The sequence below is a fragment of the Pseudomonas cichorii genome (assembly GCF_018343775.1).
GTDB lineage: Bacteria > Pseudomonadota > Gammaproteobacteria > Pseudomonadales > Pseudomonadaceae > Aquipseudomonas > Aquipseudomonas cichorii.
Genome location: NZ_CP074349.1, coordinates 1,485,616 through 1,510,858 on the forward strand (window position 1 = coordinate 1,485,616; position 25,243 = coordinate 1,510,858).

Consider the following 25,243-nt stretch of genomic DNA (forward strand, 5'->3'; position numbering starts at 1 on the left):
TTTACAGGGTAGCCTGATTGCCTTGGCGGCGACACAGGGTTATCAGCCTTTTCTTTGGCGTGTCCCCCTTGCGTATGGGAGTGTGAAAGAGTAGGGCGGTAAGACCATCGTCGAATGGCCCCACAGGATATGGCGGGATACAACAGAGTCATAAAACAACAACTATTCCACCGAGGTATCCAAGATGAGTGCAGCTTCTCTGTACCCCGTGCGCCCAGAAGTCGCAGCGAGCACGCTGACCGACGAGGCGACCTACAAGGCCATGTACCAGCAGTCCGTGGTCAACCCGGATGGTTTCTGGCGCGAGCAGGCCGAGCGCCTCGATTGGATCAAACCCTTCACCCACGTCAAGCAGACCTCCTTCGACGATCACCGTGTCGATATCAAATGGTTTGCCGACGGCACACTGAACGTCGCTTACAACTGCCTGGATCGCCATCTCGAAGAACGTGGCGACAGCATCGCAATCATCTGGGAAGGCGATGATCCTTCCGAACACCGCAACATCACCTACCGCGAACTGCATGAGGAAGTCTGCAAGTTCGCCAACGCCTTGCGCGGCCAGGATGTGCATCGTGGTGATGTCGTCACCATTTATATGCCCATGATCCCCGAAGCTGTGGTCGCCATGCTGGCCTGTGCCCGTATCGGTGCGATTCACTCGGTGGTGTTCGGCGGCTTCTCGCCAGAGGCGTTGGCCGGCCGGATCATCGACTGCCATTCCAAGGTCGTCATCACCGCCGACGAAGGTCTGCGTGGCGGCAAGAAGACCCCGCTCAAGGCCAACGTCGACCGTGCGCTGACCAACCCTGAAACCAGCAGTGTGCAGAAGGTCATCGTCTGCAAACGCACTGGTGGCGAGATCGAGTGGAACCGTCACCGTGACATCTGGTACCACGCGCTGCTGGAAGTGGCATCGAGCACCTGCGCGCCGAAAGAGATGGGCGCCGAAGAGTCGCTGTTCATCCTTTATACCTCCGGCTCCACCGGCAAACCCAAGGGCGTGTTGCACACCACCGCCGGATACCTGCTGTATGCCGCGCTGACCCACGAGCGTGTGTTCGACTACAAACCGGGCGAAATCTACTGGTGCACGGCGGACGTGGGCTGGGTCACTGGCCACAGCTATATCGTCTACGGCCCGCTGGCCAATGGTGCGACCACTCTGCTGTTCGAGGGCGTGCCGAACTATCCGGACATCACTCGCTTGTCGAAGATCGTCGACAAGCACAAGGTCAATATTCTCTACACCGCTCCGACCGCGATTCGCGCCATGATGGCCGAAGGCACCAAATCCATGGAGGGGGCGGACGGTTCCAGTCTGCGTCTGCTGGGTTCGGTGGGCGAGCCGATCAACCCCGAGGCCTGGGGCTGGTACTACGACACCGTGGGCAAGAAAAACTGCCCGATTGTCGATACCTGGTGGCAGACCGAAACCGGCGGCATCCTGATCAGCCCGTTGCCGGGTGCAACGGCGCTGAAACCCGGCTCGGCAACACGTCCGTTCTTCGGTGTGATCCCGGCGCTGGTGGACAACCTGGGCAACCTGATCGAAGGTGCGGCTGAAGGGAATCTGGTGATTCTGGATTCCTGGCCAGGTCAGTCACGTTCGCTGTATGGCGATCATGACCGCTTCGTCGATACCTACTTCAAAACCTTCCGTGGCATGTATTTCACGGGTGACGGTGCCCGTCGCGATGAAGACGGCTACTACTGGATCACCGGGCGCGTGGACGATGTGCTCAACGTTTCCGGTCACCGCATGGGGACCGCCGAAATCGAGAGCGCGATGGTTGCGCACCCGAAAGTCGCCGAAGCCGCTGTGGTGGGCGTGCCTCATGATCTGAAAGGGCAGGGCATCTACGTCTACGTCACCCTCAATGCCGGTGAGGTGCCGGACGAAGCGTTGCGTATCGAACTGCGCAACTGGGTGCGCAAGGAAATCGGTCCGATTGCCTCGCCTGACTTCATCCAGTGGGCACCTGGGCTTCCGAAAACCCGCTCGGGCAAGATCATGCGCCGAATCCTGCGTAAGATCGCCACCGGTGAGTACGATGCGCTGGGCGATATCTCGACCCTGGCCGACCCTGGCGTGGTTCAGCATCTGGTCGATACTCACAAGACCATGAGCGCGGCATGATCCCTTGAGTCACCGAAGCGCCCCGTCCGGTACGGGGCGTTTTCATGTCTGCTTTCTGAAAATGATCGGGGCACTCGGCTGATACTGCTGCTCACTCATTTCAAAAAGGGATATATATCGATGTGTTACCTGTTCACCCAGACTGTGCTTGGGTGTGCTTCTTTGTAGGACGAGTTGCTAGGTATTTGTAGGATTACGGTGCATTTCCCAGCGCTTTGTCAGTCGTATGCAATGCTGGACTTGCCGTATTAGAAGGCTTTGCCAATAATGGGCGCGCTTTTTGCTGCATCAACTGCTTTTCTTGAATTTCTAAGATCACGAAGTTTTTGCCAAGTCAATGGGGTGGGGTGGTTTTCTCGATGCATCTGTAACTAGTTGTCGCATTGAAGAAATATCGACTTCGTACCTGCCGCTAAAATGCCCCTCACTTAGTCAGGGGGTCTCTGACCGGAATTTCGGTATCAGTTGCCTGGCGTCGCTCTCTCCGGATTGTTCTTTTGCATCTTGGGCTATCGCTCACTTTGCCATTTGTCGTGTTTCATCGATGGAGTCCTGTAAATGAAAAAGCTCATGCTTCTTGGCGCGCTGGCGTTGTCTGTGCTTGCCCAGCCGGTTTTCGCCGATGAAAAACCGCTCAAGATCGGTATCGAAGCCGCTTACCCTCCGTTCGCCTCCAAGGCGCCGGATGGCAGCATCGTGGGTTTCGACTACGACATCGGTAATGCACTTTGTGAAGAAATGAAGGTCAAGTGCACCTGGGTCGAGCAGGAATTCGACGGCCTGATCCCGGCGCTCAAGGTACGCAAGATCGACGCGATTCTGTCTTCGATGTCCATCACGGATGATCGCAAGAAGTCCGTGGACTTCACTGGCAAGTACTACAATTCTCCGGCTCGTCTGGTGATGAAGGACGGCACGAAAGTCAGCGACAGCCTCGCTGAACTCAAGGGCAAGAAGGTCGGTGTGCAGCGTGGTTCGATCCACGAGCGCTTCGCTCGCGAAGTCCTGGCTCCGCTGGGTGCAGAAGTCACTCCTTACGGTTCCCAGAACGAAATCTATCTGGATATCACCGCAGGTCGCCTGGATGGCACCGTGGCTGACGCGACCCTGCTGCAGGACGGCTTCCTGAAAACCGACGCTGGCAAGGGCTATGCTTTCACCGGTCCTTCGTTTACCGACCCGAAATACTTCGGTGAAGGCATCGGTATCGCTGTTCGCAAGGGCGACAAGGCCAATCTGGACCGTATCAACGCCGCCATCGCCGCGATTCGTGCCAACGGCAAGTACAAGGCAATCCAGGACAAGTACTTCGATTTCGATATCTACGGCAAGTAACGTCAGGTTCCTGATCTGGATGGCGCAAACAGGGCAGCCTGGATTGCGCCATTTTTTATACCCACGCTTGAGGACCGCACAAACATGTTGAAAGGCTACGGGGCTGTAATCCTCGAAGGTGCCGGGCTGACCTTGCAGTTGGCTCTGTCATCGATGGCCCTGGCAATCATTCTCGGTCTGATTGGTGTGGCGTTGCGTCTGTCGCCGCTGCGCTGGCTGGCGTGGTTGGGCGATCTGTACTGCACGGTGATTCGCGGTATTCCCGATCTGGTGCTGATTCTCCTGATCTTCTACGGCGGGCAGGATCTGATCAACCGTGTCGCGCCCTTGCTGGGCTTCGACGACTACATCGACCTTAACCCGTTGCTGGCCGGTATCGGCACCCTGGGGTTCATTTTCGGTGCCTACCTTTCCGAAACCTTTCGCGGTGCCTTCATGGCGATTCCGAAGGGGCAGGCCGAGGCTGGCATGGCCTATGGCATGAGCCGCCTGAAGGTGTTTTTCCGGATACTGGTACCGCAGATGATCCGCCTTGCGATCCCCGGTTTTACCAATAACTGGCTGGTACTCACCAAGGCGACCGCGCTGATTTCCGTGGTCGGTCTGCAAGACATGATGTTCAAGGCCAAGCAGGCGGCAGATGCCACCCGCGAGCCTTTCACTTTCTTCCTGGCGGTTGCTGCGATGTATCTGGTGATTACCAGTGTCTCGCTGCTCGCCTTGCGTTATCTGGAAAAACGCTACTCCGTAGGCGTAAAGGCGGCTGACCTATGATCTTCGACTACAACGTCGTCTGGGAAAGCCTGCCGCTGTACGTTGGCGGCTTGCTGGTGACCCTGAAACTGCTCGGTATTTCCCTGGCATTCGGTCTGCTGGCGGCATTGCCGCTGGGTCTGATGCGGGTCTCGAAACGCCGTTGGGTCAACTTCCCTGCCTGGCTGTACACCTACGTGATTCGCGGCACGCCGATGCTGGTGCAACTGTTCCTGATCTACTACGGGCTGGCCCAGTTTGAAGCGGTGCGCGAGAGCTTTCTGTGGCCGATGCTGTCCAGTGCCAGCTTCTGCGCCTGCCTGGCCTTTGCCATCAATACCAGTGCCTACACGGCCGAGATCATTGCCGGCAGCCTCAAGGCAACACCAGCTGGCGAAATCGAAGCGGCCAGGGCCATGGGCATGTCGCCGCTCAAGATGTATCGCCGCATTCTGCTGCCTTCCGCGCTGCGCCGTGCGCTGCCGCAATACAGCAATGAAGTCATCATGATGCTGCAGACCACAAGTCTGGCGTCCATCGTGACCCTTATCGACATTACCGGTGCGGCCCGCACGGTCAATGCCCAGTACTACCTGCCTTTCGAGGCTTATATAACTGCAGGCGTTTTCTATTTGTGCCTGACATTCATTCTGGTGCGGTTGTTCAAGCTGGCGGAGCGTCGCTGGCTGGGCTACCTGGCTCCGCGGAAGGTCTGACATGCAAAGAATCGATCATGTATTGCCGTGGGGAAGCCTCGGCACCGAGCGTCAACTGAGTGTTTTTCGTTTCGGCAGCGGCGAGCGCAAGGCCTATATCCAGGCCAGCCTGCATGCTGACGAGTTGCCAGGCATGCGTACGGCCTGGGAGTTGAAAAAACGCCTGGGTCAGCTTGAAGAACAAGGCGCACTCAAAGGGGTTATCGAGCTGGTGCCGGTGGCCAATCCCCTGGGCCTGGGCCAATTGCTGCAAGGCGCTCACCAGGGGCGTTTCGAGTTTGGCAGCGGCAAGAACTTCAACCGCGATTTCACCGAATTGAGCGAACCTGTCGCCGAGTTGCTGGAAGGGCAGCTGGGTGACGATCCACGCGCCAATATTCAACTGATTCGGCAGGCCATGGCGGCTGCGCTCGATCGCTTGCCTGCTCCGCAAGGCGAACTGCAAGCCATGCAGCGCCTGCTGCTCAGTCATGCCTGCGTCGCAGATGTCGTGCTTGATCTGCATTGCGATGCCGATGCCGCTCTTCACATGTATGCCTTGCCGCAACACTGGCCGCAGTGGCGTTCGCTGTCTGCGCATCTGGATATCAAGGTCGCGCTGCTGGCCGAGGATTCCGGTGGCAGTTCCTTTGACGAGGCTTGTTCGCTGCCCTGGCTGCGTCTGTCGCGGATTTTCCCCGAAGCGCAGATTCCCCTGGCCTGTCTGGCCACGACCATCGAGCTGGGCGGTCAGGCCGATACCGGCAAGTCTGAAGCCGAGGCGCATGCCGAAGGCATCCTGGCGTTCCTGGCCGAGCAGGGCTTTATCAGTGGCGACTGGCCAAAGCCTGGGCGGGAGGCCTGCGAGGGCATGCCGTTCGAGGGCACCGAGTTGCTGTATGCGCCTCATCCCGGCGTGGTGACGTTCCTGCGCGCTGCCGGTAGCTGGGTCGAAGTCGGTGATCCGCTGTTCGAAGTCATCGATCCGTTGTCCGATCGGGTCAGCACCATCTGTGCGAATACTGCCGGTGTGTTATTCGCCATCGAGCGGCTTCGCTATGCTCAACCGGGTTTCTGGCTGGCCAAAGTGGCGGGGCGCACCGCGCTGCGTCACGGGCGTCTGCTCAGTGACTGACTGTCTTGTGAGAATCGAAAGCATGAACAAACTGGAAGTCCAGGACCTGCACAAGCGTTATGGCAGTCATGAAGTGATCAAGGGCGTTTCCCTGACAGCCAAGGCAGGCGATGTCATCAGTATCATCGGCTCCAGCGGCTCGGGTAAAAGCACATTTCTGCGTTGCATCAATCTGCTTGAACAGCCCCATGCCGGCAAGATCCTGCTCAACAATGAAGAACTCAAACTGGTGCCGAACAAGGAAGGCGGCCTGAAGGCTGCCGACCCCAAGCAGTTGCAGCGCATGCGCTCGCGTCTGTCCATGGTGTTTCAGCATTTCAACCTGTGGTCGCACATGACGGCCTTGCAGAACATCATCGAAGCGCCGGTGCATGTCCTGGGTGTTCCGAAAAAAGAGGCGCTTGAAAAGGCCGAGTATTACCTGGCCAAGGTCGGCGTGGCTCATCGCAAGGAAGCCTATCCGGGTCATATGTCCGGTGGCGAGCAACAGCGTGTGGCGATAGCCCGCGCCCTGGCCATGGAGCCGGAAGTCATGTTGTTCGATGAACCGACGTCCGCGCTGGACCCGGAACTGGTTGGCGATGTGCTCAAGGTCATGCAGGGCCTGGCCCAGGAAGGCCGGACCATGGTGGTGGTCACTCACGAAATGGGTTTTGCCCGTGAGGTGTCGAACCAGTTGGTCTTTCTGCACCAGGGTGTGGTACTGGAGCGTGGCGATCCCCGCGAGGTCCTGGCCAATCCTCAGTCCGAGCGGTTGCAGCAGTTCCTCTCGGGCAGCCTCAAGTAATCAGCGGCATCGCCTCGGCGATGTCTTTTACAACAGAACAGGGCATGCTGCGCACCACGCAACATGCTCTGGCTACTCCAGTGCTAGCCTGTTGAGGTTCGGCCCTTGAGGCGATACGTATCGGATGTCCCAATGACTGCCCATCGAATAGGTTTCCTTGTCTGGCCCGGCACCAAAGCCTTGACCCTGGCGTTGGCCGAGGAAGCCTTGCGCGTTGCCCAGAGCGTTCACCCTGAAGTGGTCTATGAGTTGTCATTCCTCCAGGCCGAGGTTGCCGATGAGCCTGCTGTAGCGGGTGCATGGCAATTGCCGGGAGAGCCGTGGACCGGTCGCATCGACGGTTTTCAGAAGCTGTTCCTGCTGGCGGACGAGCCGCCTGCTCCCATGTCGGCGGCCTTGGCCAGTGCTCTAAAGCAAGTGGTGCGCGCCGGATGTGCGATTGGCGGGTTGTCCGCTGGCGTGTATCCGTTGGCCCAGCTTGGCTTGCTCGACGGTTATCGGGCTGCCGTGCACTGGCGCTGGCAGGATGATTTCAGCGAGCGCTTCCCCAAAGTCATTGCCACCAGTCACCTGTTCGACTGGGATCGTGACCGGCTGACCGCCTGTGGTGGCATGTCGGTGCTGGACCTGCTGTTGGCGGTTCTGTCCCGTGATCATGGTGCCGAACTGGCCGGTGCTGTTTCCGAAGAGCTGGTGGTCGAGCGTATTCGTGAAGGTGGCGAGCGTCAGCGCATTCCGCTGCAGAATCGCCTGGGCTCCAGCCATCCGAAGCTGACCCAGGCGGTCCTGCTGATGGAGGCGAATATCGAAGAGCCGCTGACCACCGATGAAATCGCCCAGCATGTCTGCGTGTCGCGTCGGCAGTTGGAGCGGATCTTCAAGCAGTACCTCAATCGGGTGCCGAGCCAGTATTACCTGGAGCTGCGCCTCAACAAGGCGCGGCAGATGCTGATGCAGACCAGCAAGTCGATCATCCAGATCGGCCTGTCCTGCGGCTTCTCCTCGGGCCCGCATTTCTCCAGCGCCTACCGCAACTTCTTTGGCGCCACGCCTCGCGAAGACCGCAACCAGCGTCGCAGCAACAGCCCCTTCGAGCTGTCTTCCGTTCCTGCCGAGCGTGGTTGAGCAGCTTCGCGAGCGGAGCGTCGTCCGATCGCTCCCCACGTTGGAGCGAATTCATTCGCGAAAGCAGATAAACTGCGCCTTTGTGACGCAATATGTCGCATTGCCGAAAACTCTGAAAAGAAACCGGTGTTGCGCTGTAACAAGATGTCGCCTGGCGACAAGGCCGAACAGAAATCAGTCCTTACAATCTTCCCATCGCTTGCCGGTTTCAGGCAGGCGTTCCTCTTCAGGAGACTCCGATGTCCGTTGAGCATGCTGCGGTGCAACGCGCCGATTTCGACCAGGTGATGGTCCCCAATTACGCACCGGCCGGGTTCATTCCCGTGCGTGGCGCGGGCTCCCGTGTATGGGATCAGGCGGGACGCGAACTGGTGGATTTCTCCGGCGGTATTGCCGTCAACGTGCTGGGCCATTGCCATCCGGCGCTGGTGGGTACCTTGACTGCGCAGGCCAACAATCTGTGGCATGTCTCCAACGTCTTCACCAATGAGCCGACCTTGCGTCTGGCCAAAAAACTGGTGGACTCGACCTTTGCCGAGCGCGTGTTCTTCTGCAACTCCGGCGCCGAGGCCAACGAAGCGGCCTTCAAGCTGGCGCGTCGCGTTGCCCACGATCTGCATGGTCCCGAGAAGTACGAAATCATTGCGGCCCTGAACAGCTTTCACGGTCGTACCCTGTTCACGGTGAGCGTCGGTGGTCAGCCCAAGTACTCCGATGGTTTCGGGCCGAAGATCACCGGCATCAGCCATGTGCCGTACAACGATCTGGAAGCACTGAAAGCTGCCGTGACCGACAAGACCTGCGCCGTGGTTCTGGAGCCGATCCAGGGCGAGGGCGGTGTTCTGCCGGCCGAGCTTGAGTACCTGCAAGGTGCCCGCAAACTGTGTGACGAGCACAACGCATTGCTGATCTTCGATGAAGTGCAGAGCGGCATGGGCCGTAGCGGCCATCTGTTTGCCTACATGCACTACGGCGTGACGCCGGACATCCTGTCCAGCGCCAAGAGCATTGGTGGCGGTTTCCCTCTGGCGGCGATGCTGACCACCGAGAAACTGGCCAAGCACTTTGCGGTCGGCGTACACGGCACCACTTACGGCGGAAACCCACTGGCCTGTGCAGTGGGCGAGGCGGTGATCGATGTCGTCAACACCCCGGAAGTCTTGAAGGGTGTTCAAGACAAGCATCAGAAATTCAAGACTCGTCTGGAAGCGATCGGCGAGCAATACGGCGTATTCACTGAAGTGCGCGGCCTTGGGCTGCTGATCGGCTGCGTGCTGTCCGATGCCTGGAAAGGCAAGGCCAAGGACATCTTCAACGCTGCTGAAGCTCAGGACCTGATGATCCTGCAAGCCGGCCCGGATGTGATTCGTTTCGCGCCAAGCCTGGTGATTGAAGACGCTGATATCGACGAAGGCCTGAACCGCTTCGAGCGCGCCATTGCCAAGCTGACAGCCTGATACATTGCTGGACTTTCCGGTGTTCGCTTCTTGGCGGGCGCCGGACATTTTTCCTGTGCCGGGCGGCTTCCAGGCTGCGCGGTGCTCTTTTTAGTGCCGGTGTTTCCGGCCTGTGATCTGGTAAGGAGTGGCACCATGCTGGTGATGCGCCCCGCGCAAATGGCTGATCTGGCAGAAGTCCAGCGCCTCGCCGCCGACAGTCCGATTGGTGTGACGTCCTTGCCTGACGATGCTGGTCGCCTGGGCGACAAGATCGGCGCTTCGGAGGCATCGTTCGCCGCCGAGGTCAGTTTCAATGGCGAAGAAACCTACTTCTTCGTGCTTGAAGACAGCGAGAACGGTCGTCTGGTGGGCTGTTCCGGCATCGTCGCTTCCGCAGGCTACTCCGAGCCGTTCTACAGCTTTCGTAACGAAACCTTCGTGCACGCCTCACGCGAGCTGAAGATCCACAACAAGATCCACGTCCTGTCCCAATGCCATGACCTGACAGGCAACAGCCTGCTGACCAGCTTCTACGTGATCCCTGAACTGGTGGGCACCGCCTGGTCGGAGCTCAATTCTCGCGGCCGCCTGCTGTTTGTCGCCAGCCACCCCGAGCGTTTCGCCGATTCGGTGGTGACCGAGATCGTGGGCTACAGCGACGAGAACGGCGACTCACCGTTCTGGGATGCCATCGGGCGCAACTTCTTCGACCTGAACTATGCCGAAGCCGAACGCTTGTGTGGCCTGAAAAGCCGCACATTCCTGGCCGAGCTGATGCCACATTATCCGATCTATGTCCCGCTCCTGACCGACGCCGCTCAGGAAGCCATGGGACAAGTGCATCCCCGTGCCCAGATCACCTTCGACATCCTGATGCGCGAAGGTTTCGAGACCGATCATTACATCGACATTTTCGACGGTGGCCCGACGCTGCACGCCCGGGTTTCCGGGATTCGCTCGATTGCCCAGAGCCGTCTGGTGCCGGTCAAGATCGACACCAGCGCAACGGACGATGCCGGCAAGGGCGCGCGCCTGTATCTGGTGACCAACGGGCTGCTGCAGGACTACCGCGCAACCCTGCTGGAACTGGACTGGGCGCCCGGCCGGCCGGTGGTGCTGAGCCTGCAGGCCGCCGAGGCCCTGGGTGTCGGTGAAGGTGCCAGTGTGCGCCTGGTCGCCGTCTGAGCCTGATCGTCCGAACATAGCGGATTAGCCAGTTTTCCGGGCTCCAGAGGAGTCCGGTCGAGGAGATAACATGATCGTTCGTCCCGTACGCAGCAGTGACCTGCCCGCGCTGATCGAGTTGGCGCGCAGCACCGGCGCAGGCCTGACGACATTGCCCGCCAATGAGCAGCGCCTGGCGCATCGGGTGGGCTGGGCGGAGAAGTCCTTTCGTGGCGAAGCCGAGCGTGCGGATGCCGATTACCTGTTCGTGCTCGAAGACGATGACGGACGTGTGATCGGTATTTCTGCCATCGCGGGTGCCGTTGGCTTGCGTGAGCCTTGGTACAACTATCGCGTCGGGCTGACGGTCAGCGCCTCTCAGGAACTCAATATCTACCGTGAGATTCCGACCCTGTTCCTGGCCAACGACCTGACCGGCAACTCCGAACTGTGCTCGCTGTTCCTTCACAGCGATTCGCGTACCGGCCTCAATGGTCGCCTGCTGTCCAAGGCGCGGATGCTGTTCATTGCCGAGTTTCCGAAGCTGTTCGGCAACAAGATCATCGCCGAGATGCGTGGCATGTCGGACGACAAGGGGCGTTCGCCATTCTGGGAAAGCCTGGGTCGCCACTTCTTCAAGATGGAGTTCAGCCAGGCCGACTACCTGACCGGCGTGGGCAACAAGGCATTCATCGCCGAACTGATGCCCAAGTTTCCGCTGTATACCTGCTTTCTTTCGGAAGATGCGCGCAGCGTCATTGGCCGGGTTCACGCCGATACCGAGCCTGCTCTGACGATGCTCAAGAGTGAGGGTTTCAACTATCAGGGTTACGTCGACATCTTCGATGCCGGCCCGGCCATCGAGTGTGAAACCACTAAAATCCGCGCTGTGCGTGACAGCCAGACGCTGGTGCTGGCTATCGGCACGCCGGGTGATGATGCGCCGAAATTCCTGATCTACAACCGAAAGCGTGAAGAAGGCCGGATTACCATCGGGCAGGCTCGCATGGCGGCCGGCGCGCTGGTGGTTGATCCGCTGACGGCCCGACGCCTGCGCATGAGTCCTGGCGACAATGTGCGTGCTGTGCCTTTGTCGGCGGTGCGGGAGGGCGCTTGATGAGCACGCTGTATATCGCAGGTGTCTGGCAGGACGGGCAAGGTGACGCATTCGACTCCTTGAACCCGGTGACCCAGCAGGTTCTGTGGTCAGGCCGGGGCGCAAGTGCCTCTCAGGTCGAAACCGCCGTGCAGGCGGCGCGTCAGGCTTTTGCGGGCTGGGCTTCGCGCTCGCTGGAAGATCGTATTTCGGTGCTGGAAGCGTTTGCCGCCAGCCTCAAGAATCATGCGGACGAACTGTCGCATTGCATGGGTGAGGAAACCGGCAAGCCACTCTGGGAGTCGGCCACTGAAGTGACCAGCATGGTCAACAAGATTGCCATCTCGGTGCAGAGTTACCGTGAGCGAACCGGCGAAAAGAGTGGTCCGCTGGGCGATGCCACAGCGGTGTTGCGCCACAAGCCCCATGGCGTTGTAGCGGTCTTCGGCCCTTACAATTTCCCCGGCCATTTGCCCAATGGGCATATCGTGCCGGCACTGCTGGCGGGCAATGCGGTGCTGTTCAAGCCCAGTGAGCTGACGCCAAAGGTTGCCGAGTTGACGGTCAAGTGCTGGATCGAAGCCGGCTTGCCCGCTGGTGTATTGAACCTGCTGCAAGGCGGGCGCGAAACCGGTATCGCCCTGGCGGCCAATCCGGGTATCGATGGCGTGTTCTTTACCGGTTCCAGCCGTACCGGCAATGCCTTGCATCAACAGTTCGCCGGGCGTCCGGACAAGATTCTGGCCCTGGAAATGGGGGGTAATAACCCGCTGGTGGTCGATGAGGTCCAGGATGTCGACGCAGCGGTGTACACCGTGATTCAGTCAGCCTTCATTTCGGCTGGCCAGCGCTGTACCTGTGCCCGGCGTTTGCTGGTGCCGCAAGGTGCCTGGGGCGATGCATTCCTGTCCCGGCTGGTGGCAGTGACAGCCACCCTTGAAGTCGGCGCTTTCGACCGCCAGCCTGCGCCTTTCATGGGCTCGGTGATTTCTCTGCAGGCCGCTGCCGCTTTGCTGGCTGCCCAGCGTGATCTGCTGGGCAAGGGCGCCAATGCGTTGCTGGAAATGACTCAGCCGCAGGAACAGGCCGCCTTGCTTACGCCGGGCATTATTGATGTGAGCGCTGTCAGCGAGCGTCCTGACGAGGAGCTGTTCGGCCCGTTGTTGCAGGTGATCCGCTACGCCGGTTTCGATGCGGCCATCGCAGAGGCCAACGACACGCAATATGGTCTGGCGGCGGGGCTGTTGTCGGATTCCGAAGCGCGTTACAAACAGTTCTGGCTGCAAAGCCGTGCCGGGATTGTCAACTGGAACAAGCAACTGACCGGGGCGGCGAGCAGCGCACCTTTCGGTGGCGTCGGTGCTTCGGGTAACCATCGGGCCAGCGCCTATTACGCCGCCGATTACTGCGCTTACCCGGTTGCGTCCCTGGAGGCCGCAGCATTGACCTTGCCTGCGACACTGACGCCGGGTATCAGGCTCGATTGATAGCAATGCGATGCACCTATAAAAACAGATCTACGGAGCCTTGCCGATGAAATCCTGTGAAGTCAATTTTGACGGTCTGGTTGGGCCTACTCACAACTACGGCGGTCTTTCGTACGGCAATGTGGCTTCCCAGCGCAACAGCCATCAGTGTTCTAACCCTCGCGAAGCGGCATTGCAGGGGCTGGCGAAGATGAAGGCGCTGATGGACATGGGGTTTACCCAGGGTGTACTGGCTCCTCAGGAGCGCCCTGATGTTGCCGGGTTGCGTCAACTGGGTTTCAGCGGCAGCGATACTGAGGTGATCGAGCAGGCGGCAAGACATGACATGCCGCTGCTGGTCGCCAGTTGCTCGGCGTCGAGCATGTGGGTCGCCAATGCCGCGACTGTCAGCCCGAGTGCCGATACGGCCGATGGTCGCGTGCACTTCACGGCGGCCAACCTGAACTGCAAATATCACCGCAGCATCGAGCATCCGACTACCAGTCGTGTGCTGAAAGCGATGTTCGCCAATGAGCAGCATTTTGCCCATCACGCAGCACTGCCAGCGGTTGCGCAGTTCGGCGACGAAGGGGCGGCCAACCACACGCGCTTCTGCCACGACTATGGTCAGGCGGGGGTGGAGTTTTTCGTGTTCGGGCGCAGTGCTTTCGACACCCGCTACCCGGCACCGCAGAAATACCCGGCCAGGCAGACCCTTGAAGCTTCCAGGGCTGTGGCGCGTCTGCATGGCCTGAGCGACAGCGGCGTGGTCTATGGTCAGCAGAACCCGAGCGTGATTGATCAGGGCGTGTTTCACAACGACGTCATTGCGGTAGGCAATGGCGAAGTGCTTTTCTATCACGAGGATGCGTTTCTCAATACCGAGTCGATGCTGGGCGAGTTGCACGAAAAGCTCGGCCGTGCAGGCGGCCTGTTCCAGGCGATCTGTGTGCCGCGCGACGAGGTTTCGGTCGAAGATGCCGTGCGTTCCTATCTGTTCAACAGCCAGCTTTTGTCTCGCGCCGATGGTTCGATGCTGCTGATCGTGCCGCAGGAGTGCCAGGCCAATCTTCGTGTCTGGAATTACCTGCAGCGCCTGCTGGCCGATGGCGGTCCGATTCGCGAAGTGAAGGTCTTCGACCTCAAGCAAAGCATGCAGAACGGCGGCGGTCCGGCGTGCCTGCGCTTGCGCGTGGCCCTCAATGAAACCGAGCTGGCAGCGGTCAATCCCGGCGTCGTCATGACCCCGTCGTTATACGAAACCCTGACTCAATGGGTCGACAGGCACTATCGTGATCGTATGAGCGAAAGCGATCTGGCCGACCCGCAATTGTTGACCGAATGCCGTACGGCATTGGATGAGCTCACGCAAATCCTTAAACTGGGCAGCGTTTATCCCTTTCAACTGGTTTGAAAGTTCTGACGCGCAGGCCTTTATGTCCTGCGCGTGATTTCCATCTTTATAGAGAATCCGAACATGAGCGACGCCCTGCAATTAATCCTCGAAGACACTGATGGCACCCAGCTGGAAACTTCCTGCACCCGCGTAGCCGTCCTCTGGCAGGGTAAAGAGCTGTGGATCCAGCAAGATGGCCGTGGCCAGTTGCTGATCGGTGTCGACGTCGAAGAAGGCGATGCCGAATACGCCAACCTCCTGTTGCGCCCACTGGCCACCAACCTGGTCAGCCTGCAACTGGAAATGGAGCCGGCTGATCCTGGTGAAGAAGATGGTCACGTACACGGACCGGACTGCAATCACTGATCAGGAGCCGCCTATGCTCGCCCTCGGTAAACTGCTTGAACTGACTCTGGCCGGGCGCGAGCCCACGGAAAAGACTCAACTGACCGTCGGCGGCGTACGCATGCGCTGGCTGGGGGAGGGCGCACTCGAAGTACGTGCGCCTCAGGATCGGGACAATGGCACCGATTTGCTGTTGTCTGCCGGTATCCATGGTAACGAAACAGCCCCCATCGAGCTGCTGGACGAATTGATCCGCAGCATCGCACGCGGCGATCTCAAGCCGCGTGCCCGTATTCTGTTCCTGTTCGGCAACCCCGAGGCCATGCGCCGCGGCACACGTTATGTCGAGCAGGACGTCAACCGGCTGTTCAGTGGTCGTCACGAACAGGCGGGCGGTTCAGAGGCCTTGCGCGCCTGCGAGCTGGAGCGTCTGGCCGCCAGCTTCTTCAGCGTGCCGGACCGCTATCGCCTGCATTACGACCTGCACACCGCCATTCGAGGCTCGACCATTGAGCAGTTTGCGCTGTATCCCTGGAAAGAAGGCCGACAGCATTCCCGTCGTGAACTGGCGCGTCTGCGCACTGCCGGCATGAGCGCGGTGCTGCTGCAGAACAAGCCTTCCATCGTATTCAGTGCCTATACCTACGATCAGCTCGGTGCTGAGTCTTTCACGCTGGAACTGGGCAAGGCCCGGCCATTTGGCCATAACCAGCAGGTTAACCTCACGGCACTGCGCAAGGTTCTGGAGCAGATGATCGAAGGTGTCGAGCCTGAGTCGAGCGAGGACCTGGAGGGCTTGCAGCTATTCAGCGTGGCTCGGGAAATCATCAAGCGCAGCGATGCATTCATCCTGAACTTGCCTGACGATGTGCAAAATTTTGCGCCGCTGGAAAAAGGCTACGTGCTGGCCGAAGACGCGGGTGGTTCGCGCTGGGTGGTGGAAGAGGAAGGGGCGCGGATCATTTTCCCCAATCCAAAAGTGGGGAATGGTTTACGGGCCGGGATTTTGATTGTTCCGGCGGTCTGACTTCATCGGCCTCTTCGCGAATGAATTCGCTCCTGCAGAGTCGGCGTAGGAGCGAATTTATTCGCGAAAATCAGCTAGCGGCTTTCTGCAGCGTCTCAAGACGGCGCAGGGCGCGGACCTTGTTCAGGGTGTCGGCACAGGTCTTGGCGGCTTCCTCGCCCTTGTGGACGAAATGCTCGAAGAAGAATTTGTGATGCTCTTCGCCTGCATGGAAATGATGCGGGGTCAGGACCACTGAGAAAACTGGCACTTCGGTTTCCAGCTGGACCTGCATGAGCGCGCTGACCACCGATTGCGCCACGAACTCGTGACGGTAAATGCCGCCATCCACCACCAGGCCGGCAGCGATGATGCCCGAGTAGCGACCGGTATTGGCCAGCAGTTTTGCATGCAGAGGGATTTCAAAGGCACCGCCGACTTCAAAGAAATCGATATCGCTCTCGGTGTAACCATGGTTGGCCATTTCGGCGACGAAGCCTTTTCGGCTCTGATCTACTATATCCTTGTGCCAGCAGGCCTGGATGAACGCGATACGTTCGTTCGAGTGATTTTTGCTCTTGCTGTCGATTGCAGTGGGTTGCACGTGTTCTGACTCCTGTTTATGAAAAAAACAGGGCATTGGATCGAAAGGGATTCAGGTTGCGTATGAAAGCCCCATGAACTCATGTAGTCCATGCAGAGGTTTGCACACGGTCCTGATGGTACATCCCGTTCTCTCTTCATCCGGACTATGACCGTCGGCCCCGGAATCACACCGGGTCTGCTGACCTTGAAGCGCTTCAGTTCAAGCCTGAAACTCCCCAAGCGCTCGCGGGCTAGACGCATTGCGCGCCATTACCGCCGGTGGGGAATTACACCCCGCCCTGAGAACGTTGCCGACATTGTTCATGTCGGGGCGGGATTTTTATCACAGTTTTTTCCATCCTGCATGGACACTTTCGTACGGTGTCCCTACCTTTTGCTTATAAGAGGATCGGAGTGCCCCAGGCCCTGGACCTTGATTATCATGGCAAACCTCAGTAATGCCTTGTTGCAACCTTGAGGTTGCCTGCATTATCGGTCTTCGAGTTTTCAGGGAGCGTATTCGTGACTGTTATCGATCTGCGTAGTGACACGGTGACCCAGCCAACCGCGGGCATGCTTGAGGCCATGGCCCATGCGCCTGTCGGGGATGATGTTTATGGTGAGGACCCGACAGTCAATCTTCTTGAAGCCACACTGGCCAGGCGTCTGGGTTTTGCAGAGGCTCTGTTCGTCCCATCGGGCACTATGAGCAATCTGCTGGCCTTGATGGCGCATTGCGAGCGCGGTGACGAGTACATCGTCGGTCAACAGGCTCACACCTATAAATACGAAGGTGGCGGGGCGGCTGTGCTGGGTTCGATCCAGCCTCAACCGCTGGAAGTCCAGGCCGATGGTTCGCTGGATCTCGGCCAGGTGCTGGCCAGCATCAAGCCCGATGACTTTCATTTTGCCCGCACCCGTTTGCTGGCCCTGGAAAACACCATGCAGGGCAAGGTATTGCCCATGAGTTATCTGGCGGCAGCGCGCAAGTTCACCGAAGAGCACGGCTTGTCTCTGCATCTGGACGGTGCGCGTTTATACAACGCGGCGGTCAGGCTGGGCGTCGATGCCCGGGAAATCACTCGCCATTTCGATTCGGTGTCTGTGTGCCTGTCCAAAGGGCTCGGCGCGCCAGTGGGTTCTGTGCTGTGCGGCTCCCCGGAGCTGATCGCCAAGGCCCGTCGCCTGCGCAAGATGGTCGGTGGGGGCATGCGTCAGGCCGGGATTCTGGCAGCGGCCGGGCTGTATGCGCTGGATCATCAGGTCGAGCGACTGGCCGACGACCACGCCAATGCGGCATTCCTGGCAGCAGGGCTTAGCGAGCTTGGGTACGAAGTCGAGCCTGTGCAGACCAACATGGTGTATGTGCAAATGGGCGAGCGTGCCGATTCGCTCAAGGTATTCTGTGCCGAACGCGACATCAAGCTCAGCGCCGCGCCACGTCTGCGCATGGTCACGCATCTGAATGTGTCCCGTGACCAGCTTGAGCGTGTCATCGCAGTATTCGCTGAGTTTTCACGCATATAAGATGCCGATAGTCCAGTTACTGGTTTCTATCGTACAAACACGCTGTACCGAGGACGCAACGCCTATATAATGCGGCCCTTTGCCGTCGCTACGTCATTTTGACGTTATGCACTGCCTCTGGCCGCAGTCTCCGTGGAAGAACCTATGAAAAGCGCAGAAATCCGTGAAGCCTTCCTTGGCTTCTTCGAAGAGCAAGGCCACACACGTGTCGCCTCCAGCTCCTTGATTCCGGGCAATGACCCAACCCTGCTGTTCACCAACGCAGGCATGAACCAGTTCAAGGATTGCTTCCTGGGCCAGGAAAAGCGTGCCTACACCCGCGCTGTCACCAGTCAGAAGTGCGTGCGTGCCGGTGGCAAGCACAACGACCTGGAGAACGTCGGCTACACCGCCCGTCACCACACATTCTTCGAAATGCTGGGCAACTTCAGCTTCGGTGACTATTTCAAGCGCGACGCGATCACTTACGCCTGGACCTTCCTCACCTCTGAAAAGTGGCTGAACCTGCCCAAGGAAAAACTCTGGGTCACGGTCTACGCCACCGATGACGAAGCCTACGATATCTGGACCAAAGACATCGGCGTTCCGGCCGAGCGCATGGTTCGTATCGGCGACAACAAAGGCGCGCCTTACGCGTCCGACAACTTCTGGACCATGGGCGATACCGGCCCGTGCGGTCCTTGCTCCGAGATTTTCTTCGATCATGGCCCTGAAATCTGGGGTGGCCCACCGGGCTCGCCTGAAGAAGACGGCGACCGTTACATCGAAATCTGGAACAACGTTTTCATGCAGTTCAACCGTACTGCCGATGGTGTACTGCACCCGCTGCCAGCGCCGTCGGTGGATACCGGCATGGGCCTGGAGCGTGTCAGCGCTGTCTTGCAGCACGTGCACTCCAACTACGAAATCGACCTGTTCCAGAGCCTGCTGGCCGCTTCGGCCAAGGCCATCGGTTGCAGCAACGACAATCAGGCATCGCTCAAGGTCGTGGCGGATCACATTCGCTCCTGCGGCTTCCTGATTGCCGATGGCGTACTGCCGTCCAACGAAGGCCGTGGTTATGTATTGCGCCGCATCATTCGTCGGGCCTGCCGCCACGGCAACAAGCTGGGCGCCAAGGGCAGCTTCTTCCATCAGATCGTGGCCGCTCTGGTTGCCGAGATGGGCACAGCATTCCCGGAACTGACTCAGCAGCAGGCGCACATCGAGCGTGTGCTCAAGGCTGAAGAAGAGCAGTTCGCCAAGACCCTGGAGCAGGGCCTGAAAATCCTCGAGCAGGATCTGGCCGAGCTCAAAGGCTCTGTGGTACCGGGCGAAGTCGTGTTCAAGCTGTACGACACCTACGGTTTCCCGATGGACCTGACAGGGGATATCGCCCGTGAACGCAACCTGACCCTCGACGAGGCAGGTTTCGAGCGCGAGATGGACGCCCAGCGTGAGCGTGCCCGTTCCGCCAGTTCGTTCGGCATGGACTACAACAGTCTGGTCAAGGTTGATGTCGCTACACAGTTCACTGGCTATACCGCCACCAGCGGTGCTGCACAGGTCGTTGCTCTTTATAAGGACGGTCAGTCGGTCGAGCAGTTGAGCGAAGGCGAAGAGGGCGTCGTGATTCTCGACACCACGCCGTTCTATGCCGAATCGGGTGGCCAAATCGGTGACAGCGGTTACCTGCAGGCTGGCGCCGTACGTTTCGACGTGCGCGATACCACCAAGACCGGCGGCGCATTCCTGCACCACGGCGTTGTGGCGTCTGGCAGCCTGAAAGTCGGTGAAAAGCTTGAAACCCAGGTAGCTGCCGAAGTGCGTCAGGCGACTTCCCTGAACCACTCGGCCACTCACCTGCTGCACGCGGCATTGCGTCAGGTGCTGGGCGAGCACGTTCAGCAGAAGGGCTCGCTGGTGGACAGTCAGCGTCTGCGCTTCGACTTCAGCCACTTCGAGGCCATCAAGCCCGAGCAACTGCGTGCCCTGGAAGATATCGTCAACGCCGAAGTGCGCAAGAACACTGCGGTGGTCACCGAAGAAACCGACATCGAAACCGCCAGGAAGAAGGGCGCCATGGCGCTGTTCGGCGAGAAGTACGGCGACAGCGTGCGCGTACTGAGCATGGGCGGTGAGTTCTCCGTTGAACTGTGTGGCGGTATTCACGCCAACCGTACCGGCGATATCGCGCTGTTCAAGATCGTCAGCGAAGGCGGCGTGGCTGCAGGCGTGCGTCGTATCGAAGCCGTGACCGGTGCAGCCGCACTGGCCTGGCTGAACTCGGCTGAAGATCAACTCAAGGAAGCCGCTACCCTGGTCAAAGGGAATCGCGACAACCTGCTGGACAAACTGTCGGCTGTGCTGGAGCGCAACCGTCAATTGGAAAAACAACTGGAACAACTGCAGGCCAAGGCCGCCAGTGCGGCGGGCGACGATCTGTCTGCCGCTGCCCTGGATGTCAAAGGGGTCAAGGTCCTGGCCACTCGCCTGGATGGTCAGGATGGCAAGGCGCTGTTGGCGCTGGTCGACCAGTTGAAGAACAAGCTCGGCCGCGCAGTGATCCTGCTCGGCAGTGTTCATGAAGACAAGGTTGTCTTGGTTGCAGGCGTGACCAAGGACCTGACTGGCCAACTCAAAGCCGGTGATTTGATGAAGCAAGCGGCCGCTGCCGTGGGTGGTAAAGGTGGCGGGCGTCCTGACATGGCTCAAGGTGGTGGTGTGGATGCCGCGGCGCTGGATACAGCGTTGGCTCTGGCCGCTCCTTTTGTAGAGCAGGGTATTTGAGTCGAACCTCCAGGCTTGTCAGTGCATGACAGGCCCGGCACTTGGATTTGAATGTTAATGGGTGCCCTTAACGGGTTCTGAGGCGGCTTTGAGATGGCTTTGATCGTACAGAAATTTGGAGGCACCTCGGTTGGCTCTGTAGAGCGTATCGAGCAGGTGGCCGACAAGGTTAAGAAGTTCCGCGAAGCGGGCGATGATCTGGTGGTCGTATTGTCGGCCATGAGCGGCGAAACCAATCGCCTGATTGAGCTGGCCAGACAGATCAGCGATCAGCCGGTTCCTCGTGAGCTGGATGTGATCGTGTCCACCGGCGAACAGGTGACCATTGCCTTGCTGGCAATGGCATTGATGAAGCGCGGCGTGCCGGCGGTGTCCTACACCGGCAATCAGGTGCGTATCCTGACCGACAGCGCACACAACAAGGCCCGTATCCTGCAGATCGACGATCAGAAGATCCGTTCCGACCTGAAGGCCGGCCGTGTCGTGGTGGTCGCCGGTTTCCAGGGTGTCGACGAAAACGGCAATATCACGACCCTGGGTCGTGGCGGTTCCGATACGACGGGCGTGGCGCTGGCAGCAGCCTTGAAGGCTGATGAATGCCAGATCTACACCGACGTGGATGGCGTGTACACCACCGATCCGCGTGTGGTTTCGCAAGCTCAGCGTCTGGACAAGATCACTTTTGAAGAGATGCTGGAAATGGCCAGCCTCGGTTCCAAGGTGCTGCAGATCCGTGCCGTAGAGTTCGCAGGCAAATACAACGTCCCGCTGCGCGTTCTGCACAGCTTCAAGGAGGGGCCGGGCACCCTCATTACCATTGATGAAGAGGAATCCATGGAACAGCCGATCATTTCCGGCATCGCCTTCAACCGCGATGAAGCCAAGCTGACTATCCGTGGTGTGCCAGACACGCCGGGTGTTGCCTTCAAGATTCTCGGCCCGATCAGTGCCGCCAATATCGAAGTCGACATGATCGTGCAGAATGTCGCCCACGATAACACCACCGATTTCACCTTCACGATCCATCGCAACGACTACCAGTCGGCATTGCAGGTTCTGGAAACCACCGCCCGCGAAATCGGCGCTCGTGAAGTTTCCGGCGATACCAAGATTGCCAAGGTTTCCATCGTCGGCGTCGGCATGCGTTCCCACGCAGGTGTCGCCAGCCGCATGTTCGAAGCCCTGGCAAAGGAAGGCATCAACATCCAGATGATCTCCACATCGGAAATCAAGGTTTCTGTGGTGATTGAAGAGAAGTACCTGGAACTGGCTGTGCGCGCATTGCACACGGCTTTCGAGCTGGATGCTCCTCGGCAGGGTGAGTGATCTGCCAGGAGGGCGCGGTCTGACCGCGCCTTTCGTTTTCCTGTGCTGCGCGCAAAGACTGTTCTTTTCTTCGCGCTAGTCAATACTCAGGCTTGGCCGTGGCTTATTCGTCGCAGGCTGATGCCTACTGGTTTTGCAGACTGTTGTTCCTGAAATGCATAAGGAGAAAGGTATGCTGATTCTGACTCGTCGGTGCGCAGAAAGCCTGATCATTGGTGATGGTGAAATCACTGTGACTGTGCTCGGCGTCAAAGGTAATCAAGTGCGAATTGGTGTCAATGCGCCCAAGGAAGTCGCTGTGCATCGTGAAGAAATTTACCTGCGCATAAAGAAAGAGAAGGACGAAGAACCAAGCCATTAATTTTTATTGAATTTTTGGTTTGCAAACGGGGAAAAGGGTGGTTATTATACGCCCCGTGTTGCGGAGAGCTGGCCGAGTGGCCGAAGGCGCTCCCCTGCTAAGGGAGTACACCTCACAAGGGTGTCGGGGGTTCGAATCCCCCGTTCTCCGCCATTATTTCTGTAGTGCGTTGGATCTGGCTTCTTCTGTAAGTTGTTGAAATTACTAGAAAAAGTGCTTTACAAAATGATTTAACGACCTATAATGCGCGGCACCAACACATGCACTCGTAGCTCAGCTGGATAGAGTACTCGGCTACGAACCGAGCGGTCACAGGTTCGAATCCTGTCGAGTGCACCATTTAAGGTTAACTGGTCTGATGTAGTCAAATACAGACTTCCAGATAATCGGCTTCAACCAGAGGTGATCTGGTATAAAAATACCAATGCACTCGTAGCTCAGCTGGATAGAGTACTCGGCTACGAACCGAGCGGTCACAGGTTCGAATCCTGTCGAGTGCACCATACACCAGAAAGCCCACATCGAAAGATGTGGGCTTTTTGCTTTCTAGCGTTTTCCTTTCACGCATCCGTTTTCATCGAATGTCACATTGTTGCTGCGACCCTTTTTCAGGTTGTAGGTGTAGCGCAGCTCTCCGTTGCGGTTTGTGATCTTGTCCGGGCGGCCCAGCAGGCTTTCCACATCTCGTTTGGTCATGCCGGGCGGCGTGCGCTGGTTGATGATGGCCTGCCGACGCTGTTCCGGGCTCAGGCGATTGCCACAGCCATCTTCCTGCTGGCCGACCACCACTATTTCCTTGCTGGCCTGAGTGCTTCGCCTGTCTGCGCTCGGAAGAAGGGGCGTTATGCTTCCGGGAGGTGCATTGAAGGCTTCCTGCAACTGGCTGGTGTGGCCGACCGGACAACCCAGGGTGGTGAACGTGATCTTGCCGGTCGGGTCTTCGCAGCGCTGAACCGTATTGGCTTGTGTGTAAAACGGCAGGCAGAGCAGGTTGCTCCATAACAAAAGGCGAGGCGTGATACGCATTGCCGAGTCCTCCATGACGTGGTTCGTCATCCTAGTCAGGGGCTTGCTCCCCGGCGAGCGTGTTTTCTTCGCTGAATGTGACGTCGTAACTTCGTTGCCTCGCAAAATCTTCAGGTTTGCCTCGCAAGCGCCTGTTCTTGCCTGAATTTTCTCGCGTGCGATCCGCTCAAAGCGGTGTATCATTGCGCCCGTCAGCCCCGCCGGGGCTTGTGGAATACCTCCATGGACTTACCCAGTAGTTACTCAATAGCTCGTTTCACCAATCAAGAATCAACTGATTGATCCTCCCGGCGTGCTCCGCTGCTGGGAGTGGAGTTCGCCTATGACTGAAATAGAAGTAAAAAAAACGCAGGAAAGCTTGCAGGATCGCCTTGCTCAAGTGGTCGATCTGCTGCAGCGCCAGCGTGTGGTCGAAGACCTGATCCATCGCCAGGAAGGTCAGAATCAGGATCGCGTAGAAAACCTCGTTCATCGTCAGAACCTGGTCGAGCTGCAACGCAAGCTCGATGACCTGCACTCTGCTGACGTCGCCTACATCCTCGAGGCATTGCCTCTTGAGGAGCGCCTGACTGTCTGGCAATTGGTCAAGGCTGAGCGTGACGGCGATATCCTCCTTGAAGTGTCCGACTCCGTCCGGGAAACCCTGATCGCCGACATGGACGATCACGAGTTGCTGGCGGCGGCCAGGGAGATGGACGCCGACGAACTCGCTGACCTGGCGCCTGAGCTGCCTCGCGATGTCGTTCATGAGCTGATGGAAGCGCTGGACGTCCAGCAGCGCGAGCGTGTCCGCTCCGCGCTTTCCTACGACGAGGAGCAGGTCGGTGCGCTCATGGACTTCGAGATGGTGACCATCCGTGAGGATGTCAGCCTGGAAGTCGTATTGCGTTACCTGCGGCGTTTGAAGGAGCTGCCGAGCCACACCGACAAACTCTTCGTGGTTGATCATGACGGCGTTCTCAAGGGCGTGCTGCCGATCAAGCGTCTGTTGGTCAATGACCCCGACAAGCAGGTCGGTGAAGTCATGGCTGACGACCCTGTCAGTTTTCACCCGGAAGACGATGCCTACGACGCTGCCCAGGCATTCGAGCGTTATGACCTGATTTCCACGCCGGTGGTCGACAAGAGCGGCAAGCTGATCGGCCGTCTGACCATCGACGAAATGGTCGACCTGATTCGTGAGGAGAGCGAGAGCGAAGTCCTCAGCATGGCGGGTCTGCGTGAAGAAGAAGACATCTTCGCTTCCGTATGGCGCTCGCTGCGTAACCGCTGGGCCTGGCTGGCGGTCAATCTGATCACGGCGTTTCTGGCTTCGCGTGTGATCGGCCTGTTTGAAGGTTCGATCGAGAAGCTGGTGGCTCTGGCGGCATTGATGCCGATTGTGGCCGGCATCGGCGGCAACTCGGGGAACCAGACCATTACCATGATCGTGCGCGCCATGGCGCTGGACCAGGTCAGCACCGGCAATACCTCGCGCCTGTTACGCAAGGAGCTGGCGGTTGCGTTGCTCAATGGCCTGATATGGGGCGGGGTCATTGGTGTGGTGGCTTATGTGCTCTACGACAGTTGGTCACTGGGCGTGGTCATGACGGCTGCCATGACGCTCAACTTGCTGCTGGCCGCTTTCATGGGTGTCCTGATTCCCATGACGCTCGCACGCCTTGGGCGCGATCCGGCCATGGGGGCGAGTGTCATGATCACTGCGATGACTGACAGTGGCGGGTTCTTCATTTTCCTGGGGTTGGCGACCATCTTTCTGCTTTGATA

The 25,243-nt window shown here is 58.6% G+C and carries 21 protein-coding genes, 3 tRNA genes and 1 riboswitch; of the genes, 22 read left to right on the forward strand and 2 right to left on the reverse strand.

Annotated elements, in window-relative coordinates; all coding sequences use genetic code 11:
- The first annotated feature begins 184 nt into the window (after positions 1–184).
- The 14 genes from acs (at position 185) to astE (ending at position 15,903) form a co-directional block, all read left to right on the forward strand.
- Positions 185–2,140: an acetate--CoA ligase gene (acs, locus tag KGD89_RS06670; RefSeq protein ID WP_025259027.1), complete on the forward strand. Its 1,956-nt coding sequence runs from the start codon at positions 185–187 to the stop codon at positions 2,138–2,140.
- A gap of 558 nt (positions 2,141–2,698) precedes the next feature.
- Positions 2,699–3,475 carry an ABC transporter substrate-binding protein gene (locus KGD89_RS06675; RefSeq protein WP_025259028.1) on the forward strand — a complete coding sequence of 259 codons (777 nt, stop codon included), beginning with the start codon at positions 2,699–2,701 and terminating at the stop codon, positions 3,473–3,475.
- A gap of 84 nt (positions 3,476–3,559) precedes the next feature.
- A complete protein-coding gene (locus KGD89_RS06680) occupies positions 3,560–4,249 on the forward strand; it encodes an ABC transporter permease (RefSeq protein WP_025259029.1) in 690 nt (229 codons plus the stop codon).
- Positions 4,246–4,944 (forward strand): ABC transporter permease, encoded by a 699-nt coding sequence (locus KGD89_RS06685; protein WP_025259030.1) that lies wholly within the window; start codon positions 4,246–4,248, stop codon positions 4,942–4,944. The genes KGD89_RS06680 and KGD89_RS06685 overlap by 4 nt, the downstream gene beginning before the upstream one ends.
- 1 nt (position 4,945) lies before the next feature.
- Positions 4,946–6,058, forward strand: coding sequence for a succinylglutamate desuccinylase/aspartoacylase family protein (locus KGD89_RS06690; protein WP_025259031.1), 1,113 nt, complete (start codon positions 4,946–4,948; stop codon positions 6,056–6,058).
- Positions 6,059–6,080: 22 nt separating this feature from the next.
- Positions 6,081–6,845 carry an ABC transporter ATP-binding protein gene (locus KGD89_RS06695; RefSeq protein WP_025259032.1) on the forward strand — a complete coding sequence of 255 codons (765 nt, stop codon included), beginning with the start codon at positions 6,081–6,083 and terminating at the stop codon, positions 6,843–6,845.
- A 132-nt stretch (positions 6,846–6,977) separates the two neighbouring features.
- Positions 6,978–7,970, forward strand: coding sequence for a transcriptional regulator ArgR (gene argR, locus KGD89_RS06700; protein ID WP_025259033.1), 993 nt, complete (start codon positions 6,978–6,980; stop codon positions 7,968–7,970).
- A gap of 239 nt (positions 7,971–8,209) precedes the next feature.
- Positions 8,210–9,427 carry an aspartate aminotransferase family protein gene (locus tag KGD89_RS06705; protein ID WP_025259034.1) on the forward strand — a complete coding sequence of 406 codons (1,218 nt, stop codon included), beginning with the start codon at positions 8,210–8,212 and terminating at the stop codon, positions 9,425–9,427.
- A gap of 135 nt (positions 9,428–9,562) precedes the next feature.
- Entirely contained in the window at positions 9,563–10,594 is a 1,032-nt protein-coding gene (gene aruF, locus KGD89_RS06710) for an arginine/ornithine succinyltransferase subunit alpha (RefSeq protein ID WP_025259035.1), read from the forward strand.
- 70 nt (positions 10,595–10,664) lie between these two features.
- Positions 10,665–11,690, forward strand: a complete 1,026-nt coding sequence (astA, locus tag KGD89_RS06715) for an arginine N-succinyltransferase (protein ID WP_025259036.1) — start codon at positions 10,665–10,667, stop codon at positions 11,688–11,690.
- A complete protein-coding gene (astD, locus tag KGD89_RS06720; protein WP_162883713.1) occupies positions 11,687–13,156 on the forward strand; it encodes a succinylglutamate-semialdehyde dehydrogenase in 1,470 nt (489 codons plus the stop codon). The genes astA and astD overlap by 4 nt, the downstream gene beginning before the upstream one ends.
- A 46-nt stretch (positions 13,157–13,202) precedes the next feature.
- On the forward strand, positions 13,203–14,549 hold the full coding sequence (gene astB, locus KGD89_RS06725; protein ID WP_025259038.1) for an N-succinylarginine dihydrolase: 1,347 nt from the start codon (positions 13,203–13,205) through the stop codon (positions 14,547–14,549).
- A gap of 63 nt (positions 14,550–14,612) precedes the next feature.
- Entirely contained in the window at positions 14,613–14,897 is a 285-nt protein-coding gene (locus KGD89_RS06730) for a hypothetical protein (RefSeq protein WP_025259039.1), read from the forward strand.
- Between the two features lie 13 nt (positions 14,898–14,910).
- Positions 14,911–15,903, forward strand: coding sequence for a succinylglutamate desuccinylase (astE, locus tag KGD89_RS06735; RefSeq protein ID WP_025259040.1), 993 nt, complete (start codon positions 14,911–14,913; stop codon positions 15,901–15,903).
- A 70-nt stretch (positions 15,904–15,973) separates the two neighbouring features.
- On the opposite strand, the gene KGD89_RS06740 is transcribed toward astE, so the two are convergent.
- A complete protein-coding gene (locus KGD89_RS06740) occupies positions 15,974–16,486 on the reverse strand; it encodes a 6,7-dimethyl-8-ribityllumazine synthase (protein ID WP_025259041.1) in 513 nt (170 codons plus the stop codon).
- Positions 16,487–16,609: 123 nt separating this feature from the next.
- Positions 16,610–16,778: riboswitch (FMN riboswitch) on the reverse strand.
- Positions 16,779–16,989: 211 nt separating this feature from the next.
- On the opposite strand from KGD89_RS06740, the gene ltaE reads away from it, so the two are divergent.
- The 7 genes from ltaE (at position 16,990) to KGD89_RS06775 (ending at position 22,953) form a co-directional block, all read left to right on the forward strand.
- Entirely contained in the window at positions 16,990–17,994 is a 1,005-nt protein-coding gene (gene ltaE / locus KGD89_RS06745; RefSeq protein WP_025259042.1) for a low-specificity L-threonine aldolase, read from the forward strand.
- Positions 17,995–18,138: 144 nt separating this feature from the next.
- Positions 18,139–20,763, forward strand: a complete 2,625-nt coding sequence (gene alaS, locus KGD89_RS06750) for an alanine--tRNA ligase (RefSeq protein ID WP_025259043.1) — start codon at positions 18,139–18,141, stop codon at positions 20,761–20,763.
- 93 nt (positions 20,764–20,856) lie between these two features.
- On the forward strand, positions 20,857–22,089 hold the full coding sequence (locus tag KGD89_RS06755) for an aspartate kinase (RefSeq protein WP_025259044.1): 1,233 nt from the start codon (positions 20,857–20,859) through the stop codon (positions 22,087–22,089).
- A gap of 172 nt (positions 22,090–22,261) precedes the next feature.
- On the forward strand, positions 22,262–22,450 hold the full coding sequence (gene csrA, locus KGD89_RS06760) for a carbon storage regulator CsrA (protein WP_002554426.1): 189 nt from the start codon (positions 22,262–22,264) through the stop codon (positions 22,448–22,450).
- 62 nt (positions 22,451–22,512) lie between these two features.
- A tRNA-Ser gene (locus KGD89_RS06765) sits at positions 22,513–22,603 on the forward strand.
- A gap of 109 nt (positions 22,604–22,712) precedes the next feature.
- Positions 22,713–22,789 (forward strand) — tRNA-Arg (locus KGD89_RS06770).
- An 87-nt stretch (positions 22,790–22,876) separates the two neighbouring features.
- A tRNA-Arg gene (locus KGD89_RS06775) sits at positions 22,877–22,953 on the forward strand.
- A 43-nt stretch (positions 22,954–22,996) separates the two neighbouring features.
- On the opposite strand, the gene bamE is transcribed toward KGD89_RS06775, so the two are convergent.
- Positions 22,997–23,476 carry an outer membrane protein assembly factor BamE domain-containing protein gene (bamE, locus tag KGD89_RS06780; protein ID WP_025259045.1) on the reverse strand — a complete coding sequence of 160 codons (480 nt, stop codon included), beginning with the start codon at positions 23,474–23,476 and terminating at the stop codon, positions 22,997–22,999.
- A gap of 322 nt (positions 23,477–23,798) precedes the next feature.
- Here bamE and mgtE point away from each other — a divergent pair, with 322 nt between their 5' ends.
- Positions 23,799–25,241, forward strand: coding sequence for a magnesium transporter (mgtE, locus tag KGD89_RS06785; RefSeq protein WP_025259046.1), 1,443 nt, complete (start codon positions 23,799–23,801; stop codon positions 25,239–25,241).
- Positions 25,242–25,243: the final 2 nt, after the last annotated feature.

What these genes read in the sequence shown, in the direction of transcription:
- acs (WP_025259027.1), top strand. Translation starts at nt 185, where the DNA reads ATGAGTGCAGCTTCTCTGTACCCCGTGCGCCCAGAAGTCGCAGCGAGC.
- KGD89_RS06675 (WP_025259028.1), top strand. Translation starts at nt 2,699, where the DNA reads ATGAAAAAGCTCATGCTTCTTGGCGCGCTGGCGTTGTCTGTGCTTGCC.
- KGD89_RS06680 (WP_025259029.1), top strand. Translation starts at nt 3,560, where the DNA reads ATGTTGAAAGGCTACGGGGCTGTAATCCTCGAAGGTGCCGGGCTGACC.
- KGD89_RS06685 (WP_025259030.1), top strand. Translation starts at nt 4,246, where the DNA reads ATGATCTTCGACTACAACGTCGTCTGGGAAAGCCTGCCGCTGTACGTT.
- KGD89_RS06690 (WP_025259031.1), top strand. Translation starts at nt 4,946, where the DNA reads ATGCAAAGAATCGATCATGTATTGCCGTGGGGAAGCCTCGGCACCGAG.
- KGD89_RS06695 (WP_025259032.1), top strand. Translation starts at nt 6,081, where the DNA reads ATGAACAAACTGGAAGTCCAGGACCTGCACAAGCGTTATGGCAGTCAT.
- argR (WP_025259033.1), top strand. Translation starts at nt 6,978, where the DNA reads ATGACTGCCCATCGAATAGGTTTCCTTGTCTGGCCCGGCACCAAAGCC.
- KGD89_RS06705 (WP_025259034.1), top strand. Translation starts at nt 8,210, where the DNA reads ATGTCCGTTGAGCATGCTGCGGTGCAACGCGCCGATTTCGACCAGGTG.
- aruF (WP_025259035.1), top strand. Translation starts at nt 9,563, where the DNA reads ATGCTGGTGATGCGCCCCGCGCAAATGGCTGATCTGGCAGAAGTCCAG.
- astA (WP_025259036.1), top strand. Translation starts at nt 10,665, where the DNA reads ATGATCGTTCGTCCCGTACGCAGCAGTGACCTGCCCGCGCTGATCGAG.
- astB (WP_025259038.1), top strand. Translation starts at nt 13,203, where the DNA reads ATGAAATCCTGTGAAGTCAATTTTGACGGTCTGGTTGGGCCTACTCAC.
- KGD89_RS06730 (WP_025259039.1), top strand. Translation starts at nt 14,613, where the DNA reads ATGAGCGACGCCCTGCAATTAATCCTCGAAGACACTGATGGCACCCAG.
- astE (WP_025259040.1), top strand. Translation starts at nt 14,911, where the DNA reads ATGCTCGCCCTCGGTAAACTGCTTGAACTGACTCTGGCCGGGCGCGAG.
- alaS (WP_025259043.1), top strand. Translation starts at nt 18,139, where the DNA reads ATGAAAAGCGCAGAAATCCGTGAAGCCTTCCTTGGCTTCTTCGAAGAG.
- KGD89_RS06755 (WP_025259044.1), top strand. Translation starts at nt 20,857, where the DNA reads ATGGCTTTGATCGTACAGAAATTTGGAGGCACCTCGGTTGGCTCTGTA.
- csrA (WP_002554426.1), top strand. Translation starts at nt 22,262, where the DNA reads ATGCTGATTCTGACTCGTCGGTGCGCAGAAAGCCTGATCATTGGTGAT.
- bamE (WP_025259045.1), bottom strand. Translation starts at nt 23,476, where the DNA reads ATGCGTATCACGCCTCGCCTTTTGTTATGGAGCAACCTGCTCTGCCTG.
- mgtE (WP_025259046.1), top strand. Translation starts at nt 23,799, where the DNA reads ATGACTGAAATAGAAGTAAAAAAAACGCAGGAAAGCTTGCAGGATCGC.